The organism is Pseudomonas typographi (assembly GCF_014694385.1).
In the GTDB taxonomy this organism is placed as follows: Bacteria; Pseudomonadota; Gammaproteobacteria; order Pseudomonadales; family Pseudomonadaceae; genus Aquipseudomonas; species Aquipseudomonas typographi.
On record NZ_JAAOCA010000076.1, the window covers coordinates 1 to 5,495 of the forward strand.

Sequence of the window (5,495 nt, forward strand, 5' to 3'; positions counted from 1 at the left end):
GTATGTGTCTCCGTTGTATGCGCTCATACGGGACAACAGCCCTTGTGCCGGTGGGATCAAGCAATACAGCATTGTGATGAGGTTGCGCTGGCGATCGACGGGGCAGTAGCGCGTCTCACGGCACGTGATGAACAGATGGAATTGTTCATTTGGTTGTACTTTGGGGCTAAATGGGCAGCGCTGCGTGTGGGCCGACAATACAAGTCCCAAATGATGTAAATGCACATGATGGTATCAACGGCCACTAGAACATTCGCCAGCCAACTCATAAAACGGGCCCGCACTTCATACCCAGCATTTGCAACGCCCAGCAGTACACCTGAACCCGTAAAAATGGATGCAATAACTGCGATAACGGTGGGATTCATAAGACATCTTTAACAGAGACAGTTATTAGATGGCACGCTCTGTGTGGACTCAAAGGTCGAGCAAAGCTTCTGATACCCCTAATGCATTCGCGATTTTCAGCCGAGTAGGCTTACGCGGTCTGGCGGCCTGTTCTTGCTGCGCATAGGCTGACTGGCTAATCCCAATGCGAGTTGCCACCTCGGCCTGCGATAGCCCAAGATGCTTGCGCCAAGCGGCGATAGGCGTGAGCCCCTCCTTGACCATGTAGCCCACCACTTCGTTGGGGACCAAGTCTTCGACAGGGTGGTCCTTCACGTACTGGGCGTAGGGGACGACAACGAACGCCGGCATACCGTCCGGCCCGTTGATGATTTGTACGTTAGTAGGTGTGTTCATCACGCTTGCTGACCTCTTCAATATTCACGATCTTCACCAAGCCATCCCAGTCGAACATCACACGGTAACGCCCGACCCGCAGGCGGTATCCAAATTGGTGGCGGGTAAGCGCCTTGACGTTCTGCACGTTGGGCATATGGGCCAACGCTTGGGCGGCATCAAAGATCTTGGCCTGATCGGGCTTGGCGATCTTCAAAAGCTGCTTGGTGGCTTTCCGTGTCCAATTAACCGTATTCATTGCTGCCTCGTTGCTGATGGCAGAATTATAAGCCTTTTAATAAGTATTTGGAAGCGCCAATCCGCATTGGCGCGAGGCACCCCTCATGCCCGAAAAACCCGAATTCTGGCTACCCATCCTCGCGTGGGTAGCCCAGCACACCACGCCCATCTATGCCTTCGGGCTGTCAATCTTCATGGCCGTGGTTCGCACCTTTTATAGTGGTGGCTCCTGGCGGCAAGCTACGTTCGAGGGGGCGCTATGCGGCGGACTTACCCTCACACTGCTGAGCGGCCTTGAGCTGTTCGGCTTCCCCACCAGCATGGCCAGCTTTGTCGGCGGCTGGGTGGGGTTCCTCGGTGTGAAGAAGATCAGTGCCTTGGCCAATCGTTATGCCGAGGCGCGTTTACCTCATGGACGGCCATAGCCATGCTGAAGATTGACCTAAGCACCTCTGGCGCTGCTGTCTCGCGTGCCATGCAACATCTCGAACGCCAGCAGATGCCCTTCATCCTGGCCCTGACCGCGACCCGCCTGGCCCAGCGGGTGAAGGCCGGCTCGCTGGAGGTCATGAAACAACGCCTGGACCGGCCAACGCCCAGCACGCTCAACACCCCCGAGTAGATCCGTGCCCAGGTGCTGGCCGAGGAAGGCGCGCGCCGCGAAGCCTTCCAGGCGGCATTCAACGGCTTCAACCAGCATGGCGAGTTGTTGAACGGTTGCCTGGACAACATACAGTGCACGGTGCATCAGGCCCGGGAAAAGCTACTGGCCGCGCTCGGCGCTGACACCACGGCCACCGCGGTGCACCAGGGGCACATTACCAACGGCGATTCGGTGCGCGCTTCGCTGTTCAGCCGCCTCGATATTGAAGACCAGCAGCGCGACAACGCCTACAATCATATGACCCTGCGTGAACTGGCGCGGGCGTCGCTGGCCGACCGCGGCATCGGCATTGCCACGCTGCACCCGATGGCCATGGTCGGCCTGGCCTTCACCCACGATTCCAGTGACTTCGGCAACATTTTGCTCGACGCCGCGGCGAAGTCGGTGCTGCAGGGCTGGGACGAGGCGCCGGAAACCTTTCACTTATGGACCAAGAAGGGCCGCCTCAGCGACGTCAAAGTATCGCACCGGGCGGGCATGGGCGCCTTCCCCAGCCTGCGTGAAGTGCGGCCGGGCGCCGAGTTCAAATACGTGACCGTGGGCGACCGTGGCGAAACCATTCGCTTGGCCACCTATGGTGAGCTGTTCAACATCAACCGCCAGGCGATTATCAATGACGACCTCGACCAACTGAGCACGGTGCCGTTCGCCATGGGCCAGGCCGCCCGGGCCACGATTGGCGACTTGGTGTATGCCACCCTGGTCGCACACCACTTGGGGCGCCAATACCGAATGGGGTCACCCAGATGGGCAGCGTGATCGCGGCCCTGGAGGTGTGTAACTCATCACGGCTTTGGCCATTGAGTTTGCCGTTTAGTTGATCACGGCCGACAGCTTGGCCTGCGGATTATCGCTGACAGCCTCGAGGGCTTCCAACTGCATATAACGCCGTTGCAGGCACCACTCGTCGTTCTGCTCCAGCAACATCGCCCCGACCAGCCTGGTGATCGCCGGATCGTTAGGGAAGATCCCCTCGATATTCGTACGCCGTTTGATTTCCGCGTTAAGCCTCTCCAGCGGGTTCGTGCTGTGCAATTACTGGCGACGAGCCCTCGGGAAGGCCATGTGTGCCAGAACTTCATCTTTACAGCCGTCCGTTAGCGCTGCGATTAACGCCATGGAACGCATCGAATCCGTTACACCCAGCAATGTGGCTTAACCTCATTCTGGCAAAAAAACGACAGCAGGTTCTCTCGCCGGCGGTATAACTGCAGTACACTGCAGCCGGTCACGAATCCCGATGATTGGGTTGCGGCAAGTGTGTGCGAATCCGTGTTCTATACCCTTCGGTAGGCGCGCCGATAAGTAAAAAATTTCGCGAGACCACCAGCCCGCCCCGGGGGAGCTAGTAGAAGAAGCGCAGTTTTACGTCCGAGAAAACAGCAATGGCGGTTTGGCTACCCGGTCCTGAGCCTAAGCGGCTCGCCGGCAGAGTATACGATGGTAATGTTAGACCTTAGTGTACTGACCTGAGCATTAGCCTGTGCTGAAATGGTTCAATGGTAAAGTCGGTTCTTAGATTATCCTTTTTTGATGTAGGGAAATTCGGAAATGGAAAGTGACGCTTTGCCAAAATGGGCAGGAAACCTTATAAAGCTTCTTGAGAAAAGCGCTGTGCCGATTGCTGTTTATGATCAGGATGACATTTTGTGTTTCGCCAACCTAGCTTTTAGAGAAGCCTTTGGATTGGCGAGCGACGAATTTGTTAGTTGGACGGAGCTGGTTCGGAGGGCTTATGCCAGGGGTGCAGGTACCCTTGTCCAAACTGAAAATTTTGATCAATGGTTGATGGCCACCAAGAGTCGGCGAGGAAAGCAGCCGTTCCGAGAGTTTGAAACAAATCTCAACGATGGTCGCTGGTTGTGGATGACGGAGACATTCGACGCTGATGGCTGGAGCATCAGTGTGGCTCCGGACATTTCTCGCTTACAGGCTAATGACCATCGTCTTATGCGCCTAGATCGGGATATTGCCATTCGAACGTCGACGACGGATGAGCTAACCGGCTGCATGAATCGCCGAGGCATTTTAGCGGAATTGGGCAAGTTAGTGGCGTCTTCGCAAGACGGGGCGGGGTTTGCTCTCGCATTGCTGGATATTGACTATTTCAAGCAAGTCAATGACACCTATGGCCACCCTGCGGGGGATGCAGTGCTATGTCATTTCGTGGAACACTTACATTCGCGCATTCGGAGCAAGGATCTATTAGGGCGTTACGGGGGCGAGGAGTTTCTGGTTATATTCCCGGGTTGCTCTAATGTCGATGCTGTAACCATTCTTGAAACGATCAGGCAGACCCTTGCGCCAATTAATTCAGAAGGGGTCGAGGTCAGTTATAATTTTTCTGCTGGCATTACAAACTTCAAAATCGATGAGACCGTTGATCAGATGCTCAAGCAGGCTGATAGAGCATTGTATGCTGCCAAACAGCAAGGACGAGGACGGAGCTGCATTGCCAGGTCTGACCGCACGTAGCAGGTATTTTTACACGGCCTAACTGAGTCTTAGACCTCGCCAACCAGACGTAGACGCCCGGCCTGAACACCAGAAGCGCGGCGTTTTCGAACGCAAGGGCCCGGAATTTGGAACGGGGGGCCGATACACCTGGGCGGTGATGGCCGAAATCAGATCCTCGACGGCTTTGCGGCTACGCTCAAGCAAGTGCCCCAAGCGGATGATCGCTGATCGTTCTGTTTCGGTTACCTCTTGGACAGTGGCCTTCCCCTATACAACTTGCAGGGGCGTACACGGTTCGGTTCACCTAGCCGTCAAGGGGATCGGAGCCGATGAAGTCGTCGGTTCCAAGGCGATGTGAGCCATAGCTGACCCTGTAGCCAGGGCCAAGTTGGCTCGCCTCGGCCCCAGCAGCCTCCTTGGAGGCATGGATATTAATGAACCGCCAGGGTGCGTTTTGCACGACCGCCCAGCCTTGTACCCAACCTTGCATATCCGGGTCGGCGGGAAGATTCCTTGCGAGGCTTCGAATGGTAGCCATTACCGCTCCTTGGTTTGCCCTGGAGCAACGTTACTACCGGCGGCCGCCCGGCCGTTACTGGCAATTTATCCAAGCTGGATGCCTAACCATGAATCGCTCCAATGGCAGGATGTGGCTGTTGTACGGCAACGCCCAGGGCCGGTTGGCAGTGAGAGCGGCGGCTTCATCGTCGTGACGATTGGCTGAGCCGGTATGTGCCGGCGCTCGACGATGTGCACAATACCACCGAAGACGTCTAAGTCAGCGGCCACCCCTGGTCGGATGTTGTGGGCCAGGGCGAGAGCGAGGCCATCGGCACAGCCGCCAGGGCTGATCAAGCCCAGGCTACCTTGTCGCTTGGGGCTGCCCTGGCCAGAGTCCAGGTGCCCCGCTCGTGACCCACACCACGGGGGGGCCACAGGGCCGCTAGGGTGTTTTGGAAGACCACCACGGCGCAGAGGATCAGCATCCGGTCATCAGCACCACGGCCGGATTGGCGAGGGCAGGAGCGCTGGCGTTACTGACAGGCGGAGCAACCGCAGGGAGTAGGTTGGGGCCCCAAGGGCGCGGCAACAGGAGCGGTATATGTAACCGCTGCTCGCTGCTTTGAATCACCTTATCAAGGTAACGTTCGCGGGTGATCAGTGGGGCAACATATGCCTATCTAAGCATCGTCACCGAACGGTACCCGGCATTCGAATCATGCGGCCTCGAGAGGGGCGCGGATGGTTTTACGGTTACACAGGGCGTTACGCGTACGGCGCGACGTGCGCATCACACACATGGTTCTGAACGGTGTGTCGTTGAGTGGCGTTGAGCAAGTTGGCGATTGTTTCTATGCGCAGTCGTGGTGGTGCAGGATTCATGACGAAGTTTGAAGGGGGGGCTTTGGCG

General features: G+C 56.9%; 7 protein-coding genes and 1 pseudogene. 4 read left to right on the forward strand and 4 right to left on the reverse strand.

Annotation, left to right across the window (positions count from 1 at the left end):
- Window positions 1-417: 417 nt before the first annotated feature.
- A complete protein-coding gene (locus tag HAQ05_RS27530) occupies window positions 418-744 on the reverse strand; it encodes a helix-turn-helix domain-containing protein (RefSeq protein ID WP_190427476.1) in 327 nt (108 codons plus the stop codon).
- Window positions 728-982, reverse strand: a complete 255-nt coding sequence (locus HAQ05_RS27535; protein WP_190427479.1) for a type II toxin-antitoxin system RelE family toxin — start codon at window positions 980-982, stop codon at window positions 728-730. Before HAQ05_RS27535 ends, HAQ05_RS27530 begins: the two co-directional genes overlap by 17 nt.
- 85 nt (window positions 983-1,067) lie before the next feature.
- On the opposite strand from HAQ05_RS27535, the gene HAQ05_RS27540 reads away from it, so the two are divergent.
- The 3 genes from HAQ05_RS27540 to HAQ05_RS27550 are packed head-to-tail and all read left to right on the forward strand — an operon-like array spanning window position 1,068 to window position 2,386.
- Window positions 1,068-1,388: a phage holin, lambda family gene (locus HAQ05_RS27540; RefSeq protein ID WP_190427483.1), complete on the forward strand. Its 321-nt coding sequence runs from the start codon at window positions 1,068-1,070 to the stop codon at window positions 1,386-1,388.
- A 2-nt stretch (window positions 1,389-1,390) separates the two neighbouring features.
- Complete coding sequence (locus tag HAQ05_RS27545; RefSeq protein ID WP_190427487.1) at window positions 1,391-1,585, forward strand: hypothetical protein; 195 nt, start codon at window positions 1,391-1,393, stop codon at window positions 1,583-1,585.
- Between the two features lie 12 nt (window positions 1,586-1,597).
- A complete protein-coding gene (locus HAQ05_RS27550) occupies window positions 1,598-2,386 on the forward strand; it encodes a phage major capsid protein (protein ID WP_190427490.1) in 789 nt (262 codons plus the stop codon).
- Between the two features lie 54 nt (window positions 2,387-2,440).
- On the opposite strand, the pseudogene HAQ05_RS27555 reads toward HAQ05_RS27550, so the two are convergent.
- Window positions 2,441-2,722: pseudogene (locus tag HAQ05_RS27555) on the reverse strand (transposase); the annotation flags it as partial.
- A gap of 456 nt (window positions 2,723-3,178) precedes the next feature.
- Between HAQ05_RS27555 and HAQ05_RS27560 the strand changes: the two are divergent.
- A complete protein-coding gene (locus HAQ05_RS27560) occupies window positions 3,179-4,102 on the forward strand; it encodes a sensor domain-containing diguanylate cyclase (protein WP_190427492.1) in 924 nt (307 codons plus the stop codon).
- 286 nt (window positions 4,103-4,388) lie between these two features.
- Here HAQ05_RS27560 and HAQ05_RS27565 read toward each other — a convergent pair whose 3' ends face one another.
- The gene (locus tag HAQ05_RS27565) at window positions 4,389-4,622 is read right to left on the reverse strand and encodes a hypothetical protein (protein ID WP_190427496.1); all 234 of its coding nucleotides are present in this window, start codon (window positions 4,620-4,622) and stop codon (window positions 4,389-4,391) included.
- Window positions 4,623-5,495 lie beyond the last annotated feature (873 nt).